15 protein-coding genes are annotated in these 17,432 nt (G+C 63.7%); 10 read left to right on the top strand and 5 right to left on the bottom strand.

Annotated elements, in window-relative coordinates; translation table 11 throughout:
• The first annotated feature begins 7 nt into the window (after positions 1-7).
• From C1A15_RS16405 to C1A15_RS16390, 4 genes are all read left to right on the top strand, one after another.
• Positions 8-1,000 carry a FecCD family ABC transporter permease gene (locus tag C1A15_RS16405; protein ID WP_101723558.1) on the top strand — a complete coding sequence of 331 codons (993 nt, stop codon included), beginning with the start codon at positions 8-10 and terminating at the stop codon, positions 998-1,000.
• The gene (locus C1A15_RS16400) at positions 990-1,766 is read left to right on the top strand and encodes an ABC transporter ATP-binding protein (RefSeq protein WP_101723557.1); all 777 of its coding nucleotides are present in this window, start codon (positions 990-992) and stop codon (positions 1,764-1,766) included. The genes C1A15_RS16405 and C1A15_RS16400 overlap by 11 nt, the downstream gene beginning before the upstream one ends.
• Before the next feature lie 132 nt (positions 1,767-1,898).
• Positions 1,899-3,179, top strand: a complete 1,281-nt coding sequence (locus C1A15_RS16395; RefSeq protein WP_101723556.1) for an aspartate kinase — start codon at positions 1,899-1,901, stop codon at positions 3,177-3,179.
• Between the two features lie 10 nt (positions 3,180-3,189).
• Entirely contained in the window at positions 3,190-4,239 is a 1,050-nt protein-coding gene (locus C1A15_RS16390) for an aspartate-semialdehyde dehydrogenase (RefSeq protein WP_101723555.1), read from the top strand.
• 69 nt (positions 4,240-4,308) lie between these two features.
• Here the strand turns inward: C1A15_RS16390 and C1A15_RS17370 are convergent, their stop codons facing one another.
• Positions 4,309-4,440 carry a hypothetical protein gene (locus tag C1A15_RS17370; protein WP_015761364.1) on the bottom strand — a complete coding sequence of 44 codons (132 nt, stop codon included), beginning with the start codon at positions 4,438-4,440 and terminating at the stop codon, positions 4,309-4,311.
• Between the two features lie 265 nt (positions 4,441-4,705).
• On the bottom strand, positions 4,706-6,142 hold the full coding sequence (locus C1A15_RS16385; RefSeq protein ID WP_146001882.1) for a helix-turn-helix domain-containing protein: 1,437 nt from the start codon (positions 6,140-6,142) through the stop codon (positions 4,706-4,708).
• 213 nt (positions 6,143-6,355) lie between these two features.
• Here C1A15_RS16385 and C1A15_RS16380 point away from each other — a divergent pair, with 213 nt between their 5' ends.
• Positions 6,356-8,140 (top strand): FAD-dependent oxidoreductase, encoded by a 1,785-nt coding sequence (locus C1A15_RS16380; RefSeq protein ID WP_101723553.1) that lies wholly within the window; start codon positions 6,356-6,358, stop codon positions 8,138-8,140.
• A gap of 139 nt (positions 8,141-8,279) precedes the next feature.
• The gene (locus tag C1A15_RS16375) at positions 8,280-10,316 is read left to right on the top strand and encodes a DUF6541 family protein (protein WP_342746820.1); all 2,037 of its coding nucleotides are present in this window, start codon (positions 8,280-8,282) and stop codon (positions 10,314-10,316) included.
• A 21-nt stretch (positions 10,317-10,337) separates the two neighbouring features.
• Here the strand turns inward: C1A15_RS16375 and C1A15_RS16370 are convergent, their stop codons facing one another.
• The 3 genes from C1A15_RS16370 to C1A15_RS16360 all read right to left on the bottom strand — a co-directional run bounded on the left by C1A15_RS16370 (position 10,338) and on the right by C1A15_RS16360 (position 13,991).
• Positions 10,338-11,201, bottom strand: coding sequence for a GyrI-like domain-containing protein (locus tag C1A15_RS16370; protein WP_101723551.1), 864 nt, complete (start codon positions 11,199-11,201; stop codon positions 10,338-10,340).
• A 27-nt stretch (positions 11,202-11,228) separates the two neighbouring features.
• Complete coding sequence (locus C1A15_RS16365) at positions 11,229-12,344, bottom strand: C45 family autoproteolytic acyltransferase/hydrolase (protein WP_219618205.1); 1,116 nt, start codon at positions 12,342-12,344, stop codon at positions 11,229-11,231.
• A 147-nt stretch (positions 12,345-12,491) separates the two neighbouring features.
• Complete coding sequence (locus C1A15_RS16360; protein WP_245865067.1) at positions 12,492-13,991, bottom strand: FAD-dependent oxidoreductase; 1,500 nt, start codon at positions 13,989-13,991, stop codon at positions 12,492-12,494.
• On the opposite strand from C1A15_RS16360, the gene C1A15_RS16355 reads away from it, so the two are divergent.
• The 4 genes from C1A15_RS16355 (at position 13,945) to C1A15_RS16340 (ending at position 17,432) form a co-directional block, all read left to right on the top strand.
• Positions 13,945-15,861 carry a response regulator transcription factor gene (locus tag C1A15_RS16355; RefSeq protein WP_245865066.1) on the top strand — a complete coding sequence of 639 codons (1,917 nt, stop codon included), beginning with the start codon at positions 13,945-13,947 and terminating at the stop codon, positions 15,859-15,861. The genes C1A15_RS16360 and C1A15_RS16355 overlap by 47 nt on opposite strands.
• Positions 15,862-15,931: 70 nt before the next feature.
• Positions 15,932-16,663 carry a TlyA family RNA methyltransferase gene (locus C1A15_RS16350; protein ID WP_101723839.1) on the top strand — a complete coding sequence of 244 codons (732 nt, stop codon included), beginning with the start codon at positions 15,932-15,934 and terminating at the stop codon, positions 16,661-16,663.
• Between the two features lie 6 nt (positions 16,664-16,669).
• Positions 16,670-17,083, top strand: a complete 414-nt coding sequence (locus C1A15_RS17160; protein WP_219618204.1) for a hypothetical protein — start codon at positions 16,670-16,672, stop codon at positions 17,081-17,083.
• Positions 17,067-17,432 carry a YccF domain-containing protein gene (locus C1A15_RS16340; RefSeq protein WP_101723549.1) on the top strand — a complete coding sequence of 122 codons (366 nt, stop codon included), beginning with the start codon at positions 17,067-17,069 and terminating at the stop codon, positions 17,430-17,432. The genes C1A15_RS17160 and C1A15_RS16340 overlap by 17 nt, the downstream gene beginning before the upstream one ends.

The raw sequence follows: 17,432 nt of genomic DNA, 5'->3' as shown, positions 1-17,432 counted from the left end.
GTATCGCATGGTAAGCACCTTGCGCAAAGGGGCGGCGTTCGTCGTGACGGCGGTGGCGCTCGTGGGGCTGTTTCTGGTTGCCGTGAACACGGGCAGCTTGCGGGTGAGCCCGGAGCAGCTGTTCAACGGCCTGTTCGTGGCCTACGACGACACGGTGTCCACGATCTACGACCTGCGCTTCCCGCGGATATTCATCGCCATGGCGGGCGGCGCGGCCACGGCGGTCTCGGGCGTGCTGCTGCAGGCGGCCATCCGCAACCCGCTGGCCGACCCGGGCATCATCGGCATCAGCTCCGGCGCGTCGCTCGTGGCCGTGCTCATGACGGCGTTCTTCCCGGCGTTGTTCCTACTCACGCCGCTGTTCGCGTTCGCGGGCGGCATGGCCGCGTTCCTCATCGTGTACAGTCTGTCGTGGCGCGGCGGCCTGGCGCCGCTGCGCATCATCCTCGTCGGCGTGGCCGTGAGCGCCGTGTTCGCGGGCATCATGTCGGCGTTCGATTCCGGGACGGGTTCCTCCATGAGCGGCGTGGCCAGCCTGGTGGACGCGAACATCACGATGAAGACCTGGGACGATCTGTGGACGCTCGCAAGCTATGCGCTCGTGGGGCTGCTGCTGGCGCTGTTCGCGGCGAAGCGGTGCGACCTGCTGGCGCTCGAGGACAAGACGGCGCGCTCGCTGGGCATCGACGTGAACAAGAATCGCCTGGCCATCTCCGCCGTGGCCGTGCTGCTGGCATCCATCAGCACGGCCATCATCGGGCCGATCAGCTTCCTCGGCCTCGTCGTGCCGCATATCGCGCGGCTGCTCGTGGGCACGGCACATCGGGTGCTCATCCCGTACTCCATCGTGCTGGGGGCGTTCTGCCTGCTGCTGGCCGACACCATCGGCCGCACGGTGGCGGCTCCGTACGAGATCAGCGCCGCCGTCATCATGTCGATCGTCGGCGGACCGGTGTTCATCCTGCTGTTGAGGAAGGCGCGGAACAACTATGGCGAATAACGTGTTCACGATACGGGGGCTGTCGTTCGCGTACGACGACCAACGCGTCTTCGAGGACCTCGACCTCGAGCTGCGCGAAGGCGTGGTCACCACGCTCATCGGCGCGAACGGCTCGGGGAAGTCGACGCTGTTCAACCTCATGACGAAGAACCTCAAAGCCCAGGCGGGCAGCATCTTCCTGCGGGGCGGCGACGTGAGCCAGCTGCGCCTCAAGGATTTCGCGAAGCTCGTCGCCATCGTCCACCAGCGCAACACGGTGCCGGTCGATCTGTCCGTGGAGAAGCTCGTGGCGTACGGGCGCTTCCCGCATCGCGGCATCGGGCACGCGACGGACGCCGAAGAGGACGAGCGCATGGTGACATGGGCGCTGGAAACCACGGGCCTCACCCCGTTCGCCAAGCTTCCCGTCTCGTCGCTGTCCGGCGGCCAGGCGCAGCGCGCGTGGATCGCCATGGCGCTGGCGCAGGGCTCGCAGGTGCTGCTGCTCGACGAGCCCACCACCTTCCTCGACGTGCGCTACCAGCTGGACATCCTGCATCTCGTCCGACAGCTGAACCGGGAGTACGGCATGACGGTGGTCATGGTGCTGCACGACGTGAACCAGGCGCTGCACTACAGCGACCACCTGGTGGCGCTCGCCGGCGGACGGGTCATTGCGCAGGGCGACCCGTGCGACGTGGTGACGCCGGCGCTGCTCGAGCAGGTATACGACGTGGCGCTCGAGGTGGCCACGGTGCGCGGGCGGCCGTTCGTTTTGCAGGTGTAGGCGTCGCTGAGGCGCTCGCTTGTTGTTTCCCCGTGAAAAAACGGCAGGTGGCGGCGGTCGCTCTGGCTCGCCAAGCAGGTTGTTTGGTATAGTGGACAGCCGATTGGGTTCAACCTGACGAGAAAGAGCACCATGTCGCTAATCGTAGCAAAATTCGGGGGCACGTCCGTCGCTTCGCCTGAGCGCATCCAGATGGTCGCGAAGAAGCTCATCGCGAAGAAGCAGGCAGGGCATCAGGTGGTTGCCGTCGTGTCCGCCATGGGCAAGACCACCGACGAGCTCGTCGGCCTCGCCGCCTCGCTCAACGACAATCCGCCGGCGCGCGAGATGGACCGTCTGCTGTCCACGGGCGAGCAGGTGTCCATGACGCTGCTGGCGATGGCCATCGAGGCGCGCGGCTACAAGGCCATGAGCTTCACGGGCCGCCAGGCCGGCATCGAGACGGACGGCACGCACGCCAAGGCCAAAATCGTCAAGGTGCACAACGAGCGCATCATGGAAGCCCTGAACAAGGGCGTGATCGCGGTGGTGGCCGGGTTCCAGGGCATCGACGCCAACGGCGACATCACCACGCTCGGCCGCGGCGGCTCCGACACCACGGCGGTGGCGGTGGCGCACGGTCTGGGCGCCGACGTGTGCGAGATCTACTCTGACGTGGACGGCGTGTACACGGCCGACCCGCGCGTGTGCCCGCGCGCCAAGAAGCTCGACGTCATCTCGTACGACGACATGCTGGAGCTGTCCAGCTCCGGCGCCGGCGTGCTGCAGATGCGCGCCGTGGAGTTCGCGCGCAAGTACCAGGTCGTCATTCATTCCCGCTCGGCGTTCTCCGACGCCGAAGGCACCTATATCAAGGAGGAGACCGACATGATGGAGGAAGCCGTCATCACCGGCATCGCCCACGACACGTCCGAGGTGAAGTTCACCATCCGCGGCGTGCCTGACATGACCGGCGTGGCCGCGAAGGTGTTCTCGGCGCTGGCGGGCAACACGGTGAGCGTGGACATGATCATCCAGAACATCTCGGAGGACGGCATCACCGACATCAGCTTCACGTGCCCCGGTGCCGATCTGCCGCGCGCGAAGGAGACGGTGGAGCGCATCCTGCCCGACATCAACGCCCGCGACTACGACGTGGACGAGGACATCGCGAAGGTGAGCCTCGTGGGCACGGGCATGAAGTCGTCGCCCGGCGTGGCGGCACGCGCGTTCTCGACGCTCGGCGAGAACCAGATCAACATCCTGGCCATCTCGACGTCGCCCATCCGGCTGTCCGTCGTGGTGGACGGCGCGCAGGCCGCGGCGGCCGTGCGCTGCCTGCACAAGGCGTTCGACCTCGATTCCGACAGCGTGTTCGAGGAGACGCAGCTGAGCGCCGAGGAAATCGCCGCGAAGATGAACAAGGGTAGATAGGGGACTGACGATGACTTGGACAAAGAAGATGTCGGCGAACCCGGTGGTGGCCGTGGCGGGCGCCACGGGCGCGGTGGGCGCCGAGTTCTTGCAGGTGCTGCACGACGTCGACTTCCCGGCGGCCGAGGTGCGCGCGCTCGCGTCCGCCCGCTCGGCGGGCAAGGCGCTGCCGTTCTTGGGCTGCGGCCAGGTGCCGGCGGGCGACCTCACGGTGCAGGAAATGACGCCGGAGTCGTTCGAGGGCGTGGACATCGCGCTGTTCTCGTGCGGCGCGGGCGTGTCGAAGGAGATGCGCGAGGCCGTAGCCGCGGCCGGCGCCGTGATGATCGACAACTCCAGCGCGTTCCGCATGGACGAGGACGTGCCGCTCGTGGTGCCCGAGGTGAACCCGGGCGACGTGGCGTGGCACAACGGCGTGATCGCGAACCCGAACTGCTCCACCATCCAGATGGTGGTGGCTTTGAAGCCGCTCTACGACCTGTCGCCCATCAAGCGCGTGGTGGTGTCCACGTACCAGGCGGCCAGCGGCGGCGGCGCACCGGCCATGGCCGAGCTGTACGACCAGACGCGCGCGTTCCTCGGCGGCACGCCCGACGACGAGCTGACCGTCGAGGTGTTCCAGCATCGCATCGCGTTCAACTGCATCCCGCACATCGATAAATTCCTCGAGGACGATTCCACCAAAGAAGAGTGGAAGATGGTCGTCGAGACGAAGAAGATCATGGGCGACCAGGGCATCCGCGTGGCCGCCACGTGCGTGCGCGTGCCCGTGCTGCGCTGCCACGCCGAGGCCGTGTACGTGGAGTTCGCCGACGAGGTGAGCGTGGAGGCCGCGCGCGCGGCTCTCGAGGCGTTCCCCGGCATCGTGGTCATGGACGACTGCGCCACGAACACGTACCCCATGCCGGGCCTGCTGGCCGGCACGAACGAGACGTACGTCGGCCGCCTGCGCCGCGACGACACGGTGGACCACGGCCTGGCCATGTGGGTGGTCGCCGACCAGATCCGCAAGGGTGCGGCCCTCAACGCCGTGCAGATCGCGCAGCTGCTGCTGCCGTAGCGCGAGAGCGCGCATCGAGCTTGCTCCGGCGGCCGCCCTCGGGCGGCCGCCGTGCGTTGCGGGAGGGTTTCAACGCCACGGCGCCCTGATGCGCCAACCGGTTTCCGTCACGTCGACGAACAGCAGCCCCAGCAAGAACAGCGCCGCGGCCGTGTACCCGCACCCGGCGATGACGAGGGATGCTATCCCGATTGCGTCCATGCATGCTCCTTTCCGTTCGAGAAGCAGCATACGGACGCGCGCGTTAAGAGGATGCGAAAGACGCGCCTTGCACGTTAACGTTGCGCAAAGATGCCGCACGTTGACGTCCGGAATGTGCTGTTTTCACCCGAATGTTGCGTTTATGCGTCGCAGATGCACCGCGAGCCGGGGATTCGCATGCGTTTTACCAGGTCGCGTTTGCAGAACGGCTCGAAGACGCAAGTCCAGCGCAACATTCCGGTGAAAACCGCACATTCCGAATGCCCTACTCGTCCTCGGCGCCTCTGTCGCAGCGGGCGTTCACGAGGTCGACGATCTCCTGCTTCGCATGCACGTCGAGCAGGGCGTAGATCTTCTTCGTGTGGGTGCGCACGGTGTTTTCCGAGATGAACAGCTTTTTCGCGATGGACGGCACGTCGTAGCCGTGCGCCAGCAGGTCGAGCACCTCGGCTTGGCGCGCCGACAGCCCATGCTCGGCGGCCAACTGCGCGCACGCCTGCTGCAGCACGTCGATGCCGCTGGGGGCGGGCTCCTTCGGTCGCGCGGCGCTTTTCCGCACGAGGATGAACATGACCAACGAGCACCCGTACAGCAGCACGAACACGCTCGTCACGATCTGCGTCTCCTGCGACAGCGAGCTGCGGCCGATCACGGCAGCCAAACCCTGACCGATCAGGCGCGACACGTACGTGACGCCGGCGAACAGCGCGTACACGAACACGAGGCCGAGGCCGCGTTCGCGCGCGATGGCGATGCACGACACCATCATGACGATGGAGAACAGCGTGAATCCGAAGCTGCCCACGAACACCACGACGATGCGGTACTGCTCGGCTACGAAGGGGAACGCCAGAAACGCGGTGATGAGCACGGGAAACAGCACGACGTACGCGCTTGAGATGGTGGTCTCCTTGTCGAGGGCCAGCCAGACGATAGCGAGGATGGCCGCGGATAGGAGGTTCGCCGCGAACACGATAGCGCAGCTTTCGAAGAACGCGAGGTCGTTCGAGAACGCCACCGAGCCGATGACGGGCGAGATCACGCCGATCATGACGATGCACAGCAGCGGCTTCCAGAAGTGACGGCGGATGAGCGACGGCGCGCGCGGCGACCTTTGCTCGGTCGGCGTCGCGGGAGGTGCCGCAACGGGCGCACCGCCCGCGAACCGCAGCGTGAAGAACAGCAGGACGAGGTTGCAGAATGCCAGCAGCGACTCGGTGAACAGCAAGCCGGCCTGGCCGAACGCGAAGAACAGGCCGAAGGGAAGCAGCGACAGGACCGACCCCAGGATGATCTGCTTCTTCGTCTCGCGCGGCTCGCTGAGCGACAGCACCGTCTCCCAACAGATGAAGCAGCACGTGCTTCCCACGCCCACGAGAATCGCCGACACGGTCAGCATGACGGATGACGACGTGACGAAGAATCCCAGCAGGAAGATCATGCCTGCCGCGATGAGCAGCACGGCCTCGAAGAACGGTGCGCGGTCGAACAGTCGTGGAAAGCGCGTCGAACCTACGAAGTACACGAAGAACGCGGTGATGTTGCTGAGCTGCACCGGCGTGCTCCAGCTGTCCTGCGCGCTCGCGCCGAACGCGAACTGCGGCAAAAACGAAAAGCCCCACAGCGAAAACGAGTTCATCGCCAAAAAGCAGGCGAACCCCGTGGCCACCAAGAACAGCTGAGTTTTCTCCGTATGCGCCATAACCCCTCCCCAAACGCTATTGTAGGCGAAATCGATCGGCGCTTCGATGGCCGATGCCCAAAAAGACGTGCCGATGATCAGCGGAAGCGGCAATTCACCTGATCTATGTGACCCCTTTTCTCATGAAACACCAGGCGCGGGTGAACGCGAGCCGCTCGCGTTCGTGCAAGACTGGACCCGTGTTCCGCAACCGATCACAAGGAGGGAAATCGCATGGAACTGAATCGTCGAGATTTTCTCAAAGGGGCATTGGCTACCGGTGCGTTGGCGGCTACGGGAAGCGCGCTTGCCGCGTGCTCGCCTTCGGGCGGCGCCGCGTCCGAGGGAAGCACTGCCAGCGCCGGCTCGGCATCCTCAGCCGCGTCCGACGTGCTGACGGCCGACAGCTACCAGCACATGAAGTGGAGCTTCGAGATTCCGCCCGAGCCGGTGGCCGACGCCGACATCGCCGAGACCATCACGCACGACATCGTGGTGGTGGGCGCGGGCATGGCCGGGCTGTGCACGGCGGTGTCGGCCGCCGAGCAGGGCGCCGACGTCATCGTGTTCTCCGCCAGCAGCAAGCCCATCAGCCGCGGCGGCTCGAACCACGCCATCGGGTCGAAGTACCAGAAGGCTAAGGGCATCGACTACTCGCCCGAAACCGCGCGCGAGATCGTGAAGGCCGAGCAGACCGCCGGCACGTACCTTATGGACAAGAAGAAGTGGGAGCGCTGGATCAACCATTCGGGCGAGTCCATCGACTGGACCATCGATCACATGGAGAAGCAAGGCCTCAAGTGCTGCCTCGAGCCGGGCTACTACGATCCCGACGGCACCATCACCGTGCCGCCCGCGTCGCACAACTTCTATACCGACGAGCAGCCCTTCGGTGCTCTGTACGGCGCGCCGCTCGAAGCGCAGGCGTACGCCGACATCTTCACGGGCGATTTTGGCGGCGAGGTGCATTACAAGACCGTCGCGCAGTACCTCATCCGCGAGGACGACAACACCGGGCGCGTGTCGGGCGTTGTGGCGCAGCGCGAGGATGGCTCGTACGTCAAGTACATGGCGAACAAGGCCGTGGTGCTGGCCACGGGCGACTTCTCGAAGAACCCCGACATGATGGCGAAGTACAGCCCGTGGGCGTGGGAGCACTTCAAGGATGCGCTCTCGTTCGGCGACGTGGACTACGATGCCGAACTGGTGTACTCGGGCCTCATGCCCGGCGACGGCCAGAAGATGGGCCTGTGGGTGGGCGCCGCCTGGCAGAAGACGTACCCGGTGCCGCCTATGATCAACGGCGGCGCATCGGGTCCGGCGCACGGCGTGATCTCCAACTTCTGGGGCTTGAACATGGACATCCACGGCGAGCGCTACCAGAACGAGTGCACGAACTTCGCGTACGGCGCCATCTCGGTGCTGCAGCTTCCTCAGAAGACCGCCTACGCCGTGTGGGACAAGGCGTACGCCTACACGCAGGACGAGTGGGAGCAGTTCGGATGCTGCATCGACCACGAGAACGGCATCATGCCGCTCACGCCCGACGAGGTGATCGCGTCGTGGGACAAGAACGCCGAGAACGGCAAGCAATCCATCGGCACAGGCGCTACGTACTACAAGGCCGACACCATCGAAGAGCTGGTGAAGCAGATGGACGGCATCGACCAGGAGCAGGCGCTGGCCACCATCAAACAGTACAACGAATACGCTGAACAGGGGCTCGACGAGCAGTTCCACGTGAATCCCGAAATCCTGTTCCCCGTCTCCACGCCGCCGTTCTACGCCACGAAGATCACGGGCGCCACGTTCCTCACCGTGTGCGGCGGCTTGCGCACCGATGAGAACATGCAGGTGTGCGACGAGAACGACACGCCCATCGAGGGCCTGTACAACACGGGCATCATGACCGGCGACTTCTACGCCAACACCTACAACTTCGTCATGCCCGGCCAGAACCTCGGTGCCGTGTGCGGCACGCTGTCGTACCTGTTGGGTCGCGACTTGGCAGAGCTGTAACGGCAGCGCGCACGCCGCGCAAGACGCGCGTTCCCCTCCCTCCAGCGGCCGCCCCATCCGGGGCGGCCGCGGTGCGCATTCGGAGTATCTGCGGGTATAATCTGCACTGCGATGTTCGCGAAAGACGCTGCGTTTCCGAATGATCTTACTATGGGGGACATCTATGTGGTTCACATTCTTGCTCGCTGTTTTGGCATGCGTTGCGGTGCTGTACGCCCCGGGATACCTCTTCGCGCGTGCGCTTTCGATCGCCCGCTTTTCCTCTGTTGCCATTGCGCCGATGTTCTCGGTGTTCGCTTTGACGGCGGTCGGCATCGTTCTGTTCGAAGCGGGCATTTCCTGCTCAGGGCCGGTGCTGCTTGCCAGTGCTATTGCGCTCGGCGCTGTTTCGTTGCTGGTTGGCAAAGCAGTTGCGAGGGGTTCGGGCCGTCAGCTTATCGCAGTCGGAAATGCAAGAGAAGCGTGCAAGATAGCTGCCTTGTACGTCGCAGTGGCGCTTGTCGTCACGTTCGTCGTCTTCTTGCTGGCCATCGACGGCCCCGAGTCGTTTTCGCGCAACGACGACACGACCGTGCACCTTGCGATCGTGCGAGGGTTCCTGGATACCGGCACGTTCTCCACATTGCATGCCCATTCGTATCTCGATCAGGTGACGATCAGCAATTTCTATCCTTCCGCCTGGCATGTTGCGACGGCCGTTGCGGCATCGCTCGTCGGCAACGGCGTGACCCTTGCTGCGAATGCCATGATCGTCGCATTGGTGGCGATCGTATTCCCGCTTGGGATGTGCCTGCTGCTTCACAAGCTGTTCGAGAAAGACAAGCGCATCGTATGGGCTGGCTCCCTGTTCGTCGTGGCGTTTTGCGGGTTCCCCTGGGGGTTCGTCGTGTTCGGACAGCTGCTGTCGAATATGCTCGCGTTTATCCTGATCCCGCTCGCGTTCGTAGCGCTCATGGGGGCCATCGAAGTTGCAGGGCTTTCGGGCAAGGTGCGGCTTGCGTGTGCGGTGGCCGTGGGACTGGCCGCCATAGCGCTTGCGCAACCGAACGGTGCGTTCACGCTTGGTATTTGGGCTGTGCTCTACTGCGTCAGTCGCATCTTCTATCTACCCGGTGACGATGCGCCGTGTCTCACTCGGAAGCGCGTTGCAGGGGCGATCGTGCTGATGGTCGTTGCCTGTGCGGGGTGGGCGGCGCTGTACCTTGCGCCGTTCTTGCAGAACGTCGTCCAATACACGTGGGAGGCAACGCTGTCGCCCGTCGAGGCCATCGTTAGCGGGTTGCTGTTCATGTTCACGGTGCGCCAAGGCGTGCAGCCGTTTCTCAGCGTCGCCGTGCTTGCCGGCGTGATCTACACGTGCCGCAACAGACGCTTCCTGTGGATGACGGTAGCGTACGCGTTCGCGCTTTTGGCATACGTTGTCGATGCGTCGACCGACGGCGCGGTGAAGCAGCTGCTCACCGGGTTCTGGTACACCGACTTGAACCGTACGGGAGCGATGGCCGCCCTGTTCGCCATTCCTCTGGCTGCGCTCGGATTCGTGCAGCTGGTCGATCTTGCGCGAGGCTGGTGCGCGAAGGCGATGAAGGTGCAAAAAGATCATCCGACATGCTGGCGCCTGCCCGTGGGCATCCTCGTTGCGCTCATGTTGGCGTGCCAGTTCTTCCCGTTCCATGCGAAGCTGATAGGGAACGCCGATGTTGGAGCGGGGCTGGCGAAGATCCATCGAGAGGTTTCGACGCGCTATTCGTGGAACAAAGCGCTGACGAGCGAGGAGGACGCGTTCGTGAAGCAGGCGATGGAGCTGATTCCCGCAGGCTCGCTCGTCATCAACGTTCCCAGCGACGGCAGCTGTTGGAGTTACGGCGTGGAAGGGATCAACACCTATTTCAGGCGCTCGTCCGATACCGGGCGGGGAAGTGCCGAAGAGAGCGAGATCCTGCGAACGCAGCTGTGCGACATCGCCTCGTCGCGCGAGGTGCGGCGCGTGGTTGACGAGATCGGCGCGCGCTACGTGCTGATGCTCGACGTTCCGGAAGGCGAAGATCGCACCACGCTCAAGCTGCGCTACAAGGAGGAGAATTGGCGCGGCATCGAATCGATCGACGAGCAAACGCCCGGGTTCGAGCTTCTGCTGAGCGAAGGCGACATGCGGCTGTACGAGATCGAGGGATAACGTCTATTCAGGTTGCCCCGCTCACGCGATAGGGAAGAACACCTCGATCTCGGAGGTGGTCTCGTCGGGGCCGAGGAAGCGGGGGCCGTAGCGCTCGAAATCGTCGCGATCGGCCAGATCGTAGCCGCTTTGGGGAAACCAGACGCCCCAGAGGTAACGGTAGGTGGACGGCAGATCCTCGACCCTGCCGCGGTGGACGAACCTCGCGTAGCGCCCGCCAGAGAAGCGCTTCTCCGCAAAGCCCTCGATGGTGCAGCCCTCGGGGCTCGCCGTGCCTATGAACGCCCGCACGGCGGTTCCCTCTTCGAATGTGGTCTGGCTGCAATCGGCGCCGCTTTCGTAAAAGCCGTACCGATCGCCGACGACGGGCGCTCCCTCCGCGCGCGCCAGCAGGTCGTTCAACCGTGCCCACATCGCAGGGCTTTCGTTCTCGGCGACGCTCATTTCGTACGTGAGCCCCAGGACGCGCATGCCGGGTACCTCGACGATGTCCGGGCTCAGGCTGATCAAACCGCCGACGTCCGCAGGGTCGAGAGGCGGATGGCTGGAGATGAGCGCGTCCACTCCCTGTTTGCGGTAAGCGCTCGGCGTCAGGCGGTATTTCTTCTTGAATGCGCGGGAGAAGCTCTCGGCCGATTCGAACCGCAGGCCGACGGCGATGTCGAGGATGTTCCGGTCGCTGTGCACGAGCTCGGAGGCCGCCTGCGTCAGCCGCCGGCCGCGGATGTAGCTGCCCACGGTTTCGCCCATCGCGAACAGGAAATGCCGATGGAAGTGGTAGTAGGAGTAGCCCACCGCCTTGGACACCATGACGGCGTTCAGGGGCTCGCGCAGGTTGTTCTCGATGAACACGATGGCCTCGCCGATGACCTCGCGGTAGTCCAAAGCGGTGCTCCTTTCACGGGTGCGGGCTTACAGGATGCGGAAGAATTCCTCGTTCGCATCCTCGCAGGGCAGGTCGATGCTGAAATCCTGCTCGTCGAGCGGTTCCACGGCGAAGCGGCGCCAAGCGTTCGCGCGAGGGGATCCGCAGGTCATCTCGATGCTGCGCGCGGCGGTGTCGAACACCATGGAGCGCAGCGTCCCGAAGAAGATCGGGTAGAAGTGGCAGCAGAGCCCGTCGGGGTAGGGGGTGGACAGCAGCGTTTTCAGGTCGTCGGCCGACACGCTGGGGTGCGTGTCGAAGAAGCGCTCGATGGCCGCGAGGCGCTTGATCGAGTTGTCGAGCAGCTCGGTCTCGAACGGCTTCACGTCGGGCAGCACCACGTGGTTCGTCACCGCCAGATGATCCGCCGTGCCCACCGGGCCGCTCTCTTCGAGCACCTCGTAGCCCTTGTGGCCGTCCATGCATTGTAGCAAACCGATGCGGCCCTCGCCGTCGGCCAGCATGAGGTTGATGTTGAAGCTGATGGGCGCCTCCAACGCCCATGCCACCGCCTCGTCGACGGTGGCGCACTGCTCGAGGATGCTGCGCACGACGGCCCAGAACATGAAGCCGGTGACCCCCGCCTTGCGCCCGCCTTCGAAGTTGCCCACGGGGATGCCGTTGCTGGTGATGCACACGGCAAGTCCGTGCTCGTTCATGCCGTCGCAGCGACCGAACAGGTTGAGCAGGGAGCCAACGTGTCGAAACGCCCCGTCGATGTCGGTGTAGGCGAAGCACAGCTCCTCGATCTCGTCGGTGAAATCGTAGTTGCGCGCCACGAGCGCGTGGCCGTTCGCGGTGCGGGAGGGCAAGGCCGCCATCGCGCTGCAGCCGCGCTCCACGTAGGTGGCTGCATAGTACATCGCCTGGTCGGGCGATATTCCGAGGCCGTCCGCGAAGCCCTGGATCTCCTCGTTGACGCCGGCGCAGTGCCGGTCGAGCAAATCCTCGATGGCGCGCAGCTTGTCTTGAGGATAGGCATCCGGAGGAAGGATGGCGCGCTGCAGCAGGTCGGGGCGCGTGCGTACCCAATGCGCCAGCGTTTGCCCCGCCTCGTAGTGGGTTCCGGTCAGGTTCTTGAAGGTCATGGTGGCGGTTTTCACGATGTCGTTCCTCTCGTCTTCGGATGCGGTGCACCCTCCATGGTAGAGAACGACGCGCGGGGAATCCTGACCATTCCTGCGCAAAGCGATGTGCGAGCGCGGCCCCGGTCGCAGGGGAGCCGACCGGGGCCGCTGGCTTGCGTCAAGCTACAGGTTCGCCACGTGCCTTCCGCACAGCATGCCGAAGGTGACGCACCGGCCGGCGTTGAGGCCGGCGGCCAGGTTCGGATAGCTGCCGTTGTAATAGTTGCCGGAGTCGTTGCCGATGACGTAAAGGCCCTCGATGGGAGCGTTGTCGGCGTCAAGCGCCTGGAACTTCGTGTTGATCTTGATGCCGTCGAGGGTGCAGAGCGCTATGCCCGAGAGCTTGCATGCATAGAAGGGCGCGGTGCGGATTTCCGACAGCCTGAAAGCTTCTTTTCCGTACTGCGTGTCGTTCTGCGCATCGAAAAGACCGTTGTACTCCTCGACGGTGGCCAAGAACGTCTCTTTGTCGATGCCGAACGCGTCGGCTATCTCGTCAAGCGTGTCGGCCTTGACGATCTTGCCTTCCTCGACCAGGCTTTCGATGATTGCGGCCGTTCCCTCCACGCCTTCCGGATCCATCTGGTTGGTGCCTTCTCCCTTTATCAGGCCGGAACAGCCGATGGTGTGGAAGCGCTCGATGTCGGCGGGCCACTGGGAGTCCCAGATGTTGTACCAGGCGCGCTGACGACTCTTCTTTGCCAGCGCATGGATGAGGAAGTCGTAGGGGGAGGACTCGTTGGTGATGCGCTCGCCCTCGATGTCCACCTTGAGGAACGGCTGGGTTGCCATATGGAAGTAGCCGAAGTCCATCGCGAAAGGATCGCCCGGCGCCTGGTCGGGGCGCATGATGCCGCGGTCGAACACCATGCTCGTCGGAATCTCGTCCTTTGCGGCTCCGGCCCACAAGCAGGCCTTGATGCCTTGGCCTTGGGCGTTGAAGTTGCCGAAGGGGACGATGCCGCACAGGCCCTTTGCGTTATCGGCTTGCAGCGCGGTGTACATCTCCGCATTGTTCGCGTACCCGCCGGTGGCTACGATGACGCCTTTGGAAGCGTTGATGCGCAGGTAGTTGCCGTCGGCAGTGCTCGCATAGGCTCCCACTACCTTGTCGCCTTCTTTGATGAGGCATTCCAGGCTCGTCTGGTACCTGAGCGTGGCGTTGGACTGAGCCGTGAAATTCCCCTCCACGCATGCGTAGGTGACGCCTTCTCCGCTGGCTTCGTCTTTGCCGCTCTTGCCGTTGTCGAGCATGGCGCCGTGTCCGGTGGGCCAGCATGCGTAGCGGGTTTCCTGGCTGGGCATGCTCCACTCAAGATCGATTTTGCACTGATCCACGCCGTCGACCAGATCGCAATACCAATCGACGGCCTCTGCGGAGTGATCCGTCCAGAGGCGGTGGAGGTCGATGGAGGAGTTGTTGAGCGAATAGTGGGCGAGGTCGTTGCAGATTTCCATGGGATCGATCACGACGCCGGCTTCTTGCTGCTTCCGGGATCCCACGGCGCCTATGGCGGAGCCGCGCAGGCCGGTGCCCTTGTCGAATTTCTCGATCAGCAGGGTTTCGGCGCCTTCCATGGCGGCGAAGTTCGCCGCCACTAAGCCGGAGCAGCCGGCTCCCACTACCAGAACCTCCGTGTCGATCGTTTCCTTGCAGTCGGCGTCGGTGATGCTGGGAGCCTCGCCGAGCCAAGCCGGCGCATCGCCGGCGGGAACGGCGCCCGAAGGGGAAGCGCCGTCGGAAGACGGCGCGCCTTCGTCCTTCGGCGATCCGGATGATGCCGGGGCGCACCCCGTGGCGCCCAAGGCGGCGGCGGTGCTTGCCGCCAATGCCCCTGCAATGAAGTGCCGGCGGCTCAGAACGGTTTTCGATGCCATACGCAATTCCCCATTTCTTTCGATCGTCCTTGCGACCCGTTTTGGATCTGGGCGCATTGTGCTTCTTTCGGCTCGCGTTTTGCATCGTGTTAACACGGGATTTCTTGTTTTCGCAGGTGAGGCGCATCCCCTCTTTCACGGGATTGCCATCGTTCTTCGCGTCCCTCTACAATGGGGCTCTATCGAAAGCGGGGGGGGGACGGTCGTGTTCGTTTGGGTGCAATCTCTTGACATGTTTTTCGGGCGGGCTCGGACCCGGTTCCTTGGGTTGGGGCTCATGCTCGCCTGGGTGTACGGGTCGTGGTTCTCGGGCGGCATCTTCCCGTCCGACAGCCTTCAGAACCGTGCCACGCTGTGCGTTTCGCTGGCGTTTTCCGCAGTGGGCCTTTTGGCCTTGGCGTTCCGTCCTCGCAAGCGCGTTCCTTTGGGGCCGATCGTCATTTTGGGTTCGTCGGCGGTCGTTTCAGCAACAACGCTGCTGTTCTACATCATGCCCGGTTGGCCTCCCTTGCTCGCGGTGAGCGCGCTGGGCGGTTTGGCGTCGTCGACGCTGTGGGTGGCGTGGGGGGAGCTGTTCTGCGAAATAGGCCAAGAGGACGCCGAATCGTGCATACCGGCTTCTTTGGCGGTGTTCGTGGCAGCGGCTTTGTTGACGTACGTGCTTCCATGGCCTTCATCCGGCATTCTGGCCGCCCTGTACCCGCTGGTTTCGTGCGTTATGCTGCTTCTCGGAAAGAACGTACAAGCGCCCGACTTCGTGTTCCCTTCAGCCGAAGAGCCTTTCAAACAGGTGCTGCCGTCCCTTGCGAAACTTGCCCTCTGCTCCATGACGTGCAGCATCGCAACCGGGTTCGTGGTGACCAGCTTTGCTCCGCGCGATTTGTTTTTTTTCGGCGACGACATGATCGTGGCGTACGCGTTCGGCGGCGTGATTGCGGGATGCGTCGCCGCGTTCGCCATAGCGCACGCAAGCCGGTTGAACTTCTCGTTTCTCTACGAATTGGTCATCCCGCTCATCGTGTTCTCGCTTTCTCTTCGCTCGTTGGACGCTGCGCTCTGCAATACGATTGCCTTCGTGCTGGCGTGCACGGCAACGCTGTACGTGGAAGTGCTGTTCTTCGCCATATTCGCTCGCATAACCGCCAAGGGTCTCTGCTTGCCCAGCGAGACGTTCGGCATTTTTCGATCAGTGACGCAGTTGGGGTTCTTGCTGGGGGGCTTGTTGGGATCGTTCGCCCCCTCGTTCGATGTGCAGGCCACGTGTCTCTTTCTCATTTGCGTATGCGTCGTCATGCTTCCGCTGTTCGTGCATTTGCAGAAGCGGTTTGACGAGCCTGTCGCCGAGGTCCCGGCGTTGCACGACGAGCCGCTGGAGCAGGGCGTCGATGCTATCGCTCGCGTTTCGGACGACTTCAAGCTGTCGGCGCGCGAAACGGAAGTGCTGGGCTACTTGGGAAAAGGCCGATCGGTGCCCTATATGCGCGAAACCATGACCATCTCCAAGAGCACGATCGAAACCCATATCAAGCATATCTATGCAAAGACCGACGTGCATTCAAAGCAGGAGTTGATCGATCTTATCGAGTCCTATCGGGCGGATGCCGACCTCAGATGATCGCTCGTCTCCCGTCCTCGTTCTTGCGGCGCTTCCGGAATTCGGGGCCATCATTGCTATACTGTTCCCCATGAAGAAGATCAGACTTGATACGCTGCTGGTTGAGCAGGGGTACTTCGCGGATGCCGACGCGGCGCTGCGTGCCGTGCTGGCTCACGAGGTGAAGGTGGACGACGTGTACGCCGCGAGCGCGGCGCTCAAGGTGGCGCCCGACGCGGAGGTCGTGGTGAAGAACCGCAAGCGCTTCGTGTCGCGCGGCGGCCACAAGCTGCAGGGCGCGCTCGACGCGTTCGGGCAGCGTGTCGAGGGCCTGCGCTGCCTGGACATCGGCTCGTCTACCGGCGGTTTCAGCGATTGCCTGCTGCAGGCCGGCGCGGCCAGCGTGGCGTGCGTCGACGTGAACTACGGGCAGCTCGCGTGGAAGCTGCGGCAGGATCCGCGCGTGGCGGTGTTCGAGCGCGTGAACATCAAGCTGGCCGACCCGGCTGAGCTGGGCGCGCCCTTCGACGTGCTCGTGGCCGACCTCAGCTTCATCGGCCTCGCGGCGCTCGCGCCCACGTTCGCGCGCTTCTCGCAGCCGGGCACCGTGTTCATCGGTTTGGTGAAGCCGCAGTTCGAGTCGCGGCCCGACGAGACGGAGCACGGCGTGGTGCGCGACGAGGCCGTGCGGCGACGCACGGTGGACGAGGTGCGCGCGGCGCTGGTCGATGAGGGGTTCGCGGTGACGGGCGTGGTGGAATCGCCCATCACGGGACCCGAGGGCAACGTGGAATACCTCGTGCGCGCGGTGTACGGAGAGTAGGACGCTATGGACATGCTGTATTCGCTGTGTTGCGCGCTTTCGCTCGGCGTGGTGGTGGGATTTTTCGGCGGTGCTTTCAAGATGCGCACGCAGGCGCGCCAAGCGGGAGGGCTTCGCTATAGCGAAGAGCGGGTGCGAAAGGCGACGGCGTTCAGGAAACGCGTGTCCACAGTTCTCGAATTCATAACCATGCTGATGTTGGCGCTCGGATTGATCTGGTGTGTGTATTATCTCATTCTAGGTGCGGTCGATTCGAGCCAGGCTGAGTATGCGACGGCGATGTCGCAGCTTATCGTGTCGGTTCTCACAATCGTATCTATCATCTTCGCGTTCTTCGAGTTCGTGCGCGCCGCGTCGCGACGCGAGGCCGAAGAAGCGCACGCCATTCGAAAGGATGATGATCATGAGCGTGATCGGTAATATACTGTGGTTCATCTTCGCTGGGTTTTGGCAGGGCGTGAGCTGGTGCCTCGTCGGGCTGCTGTGGTGCATCACCATCGTGGGCATCCCGGTGGGCACCCAGTGCTTCAAGATGGCGGGGCTCGCGTTCTTCCCGTTCGGCAAGGAAGTCGAATACGGTGGCGGCGCGGGATCGGCCGTCCTCAACGTGCTGTGGTTCATCTTCGGCGGCGTGTTCTTGGCGCTTGAGGCGCTGATCAACGGCGTGCTGCTGTGCATCACCGTCGTCGGCATCCCCTTCGGTCTGCAGTGCTTCAAGCAGGCGAAGCTGGCGCTGCTGCCCTTCGGCGCGGTGGTGCGCGGGAAGTAG

Source organism: Eggerthella timonensis (genome assembly GCF_900184265.1).
In the GTDB taxonomy this organism is placed as follows: domain Bacteria; phylum Actinomycetota; class Coriobacteriia; order Coriobacteriales; family Eggerthellaceae; genus Eggerthella; species Eggerthella timonensis.
Note: the sequence above shows the minus strand (reverse complement) of the source record. Positions and strands in the feature narration are given on the sequence as shown.